The organism is Salinivibrio proteolyticus (genome assembly GCF_001996165.1).
Lineage (GTDB): Bacteria > Pseudomonadota > Gammaproteobacteria > Enterobacterales > Vibrionaceae > Salinivibrio > Salinivibrio proteolyticus.
In genome coordinates this window covers 1-1,778 of the sequence record NZ_MUFP01000049.1, presented here as the reverse complement: position 1 = coordinate 1,778, position 1,778 = coordinate 1, and the positions used below count along the sequence as shown (strand labels likewise).

The following is a 1,778-nucleotide window of genomic DNA, read 5'->3' as shown; positions in this document are numbered from 1 at the left end:
CTGTTATTATTTTGCTTGCTTATGGTTTTAACTTGAAGAGAAATTTTATTTTTATACTGCTGTTTGCTATCCCTATGCTTCCAGTCGTTTCCCAGCAAGTAATGTCTAATCTATCCAGCTTAGGTGGGCTTTTTGAAAAGATCGATAATTTTTCTGATAAGGATTATAATAACACGCTCGTCTACATAAAAGTTTTTATTCTTTACTTCTCTTTGATCTTTTTCTATTTATATAGCGCTAAAAGCGATCTTTTCGATGACCATAGGTTCATGTTTATATATAAAGTCTATTTGATGGTTGTTGTTATAGTGGTATTTTCGTTGCCTGTTTTGCTTTTATCGTCTAGGTATCTTTATTACGCTAGTGCTTATCTACCAGTATTATTTACATTTATTTTTTATGAGAAGAAAGGTATGTTGAGTTTGGAAGCTAGGTTTTTTGGAGGAGGGCTTATCGCTCTATGCATAGGTTTATTCGTTTACAGTTTTCAATCTGTAAGGATACAGTTAGGGCTTTGATGTGAAAAAAATACTTTACGTAGTGAGTACATTAAGATGTACTGGTCCCACCAATCAGCTTTTTAATATCATTTCAAATTTAGATAGGAATGCGTTCGATCCTATTCTTGTCACTCTTTCACCTGAACCAAATGATTCTCGATGGTCAGATTACGAATCTTTAGGTATAGAGATGCATTCTCTGAATTTGTCTCGTTTAGGTGGAACGTTTTTAGCGAAAAATAGGTTGAAGAAGCTAGTTTCTAAAATAAAACCCGATGCGATTCATACACAAGGCTTTCGCGCAGATGTTTTAAGTGCTCAATTGCTGGATCGGTTGCCCAAAGTTGCTACTATTCGAAACTTTCCCCAAGCCGATTATTCAATGGCTTATGGCAGATTTATTGGTATGAAAATGGCTTGGCAACACATTCGTGCCTTACACAGAGTAAATCTTGCGGTAGGAGTGTCCAAAGCCGTAAAAACTAATTTAGAAACAGAATATTGTTTAGTAAACACTGGAATCGTACAAAATGGTGTAGATACTACGACTTATAGGCCCATAATAGAAGAAGAAAAACTGTCTTTACGTAGCAAGCTCGGTCTACCCATTAATAGTAATATTTGGATTGTTTCCGGGAGTTTATCTGAGCGAAAAGATCCATTGTTCTTAATAAAATTATGGGAAAAAGTTATATCTATTGATTGTAATAATATTCTTGTTTTTATAGGTCGAGGGTCATTAGAGGCAGATTGTAAAACTTTAGCTAGTAAAGTTAAAAATGTAAAAATATTAGGAAGCGTCAGTAATGTGGATGAGTATTTAAAAGCTGCAGACTTTTATGTTTCATCTTCGGTAGCGGAAGGTTTACCTAATTCTGCGTTAGAAGCTATGGCTTGTGGTTTACCTGTTCTACTATCTGATATTGAACCGCACAAAGAAATCCATAATATGTGTCCAGAAATAGGTTGTCTTTTTAATTTAGGTGAAGAACGTAGCTTTTTAGAATCTTTTCAAGCATTACTGGAGTCAGATTATGCTGTTCGGAGGCAGTCCGCTCTAAATTTAATTACATTAGAACTTAGTGCTGAGAAAATGTCGCAAAAATATCAGGGTATTTATAAAAGTCTGATAAGTTAATTGTCTATGGTTTTTATAGTGGAACATAGTCGCTTAATCTGGAGAATGTCATAAAAATATTTCATATCATATTAATTTTAAAGAGTTTTGCATTTGTTATTATTTAGCTCTCCCAGCTCCGTTTTTCGATGGATTTTAAG

The 1,778-nt window shown here is 34.1% G+C and carries 2 protein-coding genes; both read left to right on the top strand.

Going from position 1 to position 1,778, the window contains the following annotated elements:
• A partial coding sequence (locus BZJ19_RS17340; RefSeq protein WP_235608292.1) for a hypothetical protein occupies positions 1 to 518 on the top strand: 518 nt, incomplete at its 5' end.
• A 1-nt stretch (position 519) separates the two neighbouring features.
• Positions 520 to 1,638, top strand: coding sequence for a glycosyltransferase family 4 protein (locus tag BZJ19_RS16915; RefSeq protein ID WP_077676482.1), 1,119 nt, complete (start codon positions 520 to 522; stop codon positions 1,636 to 1,638).
• Positions 1,639 to 1,778 lie beyond the last annotated feature (140 nt).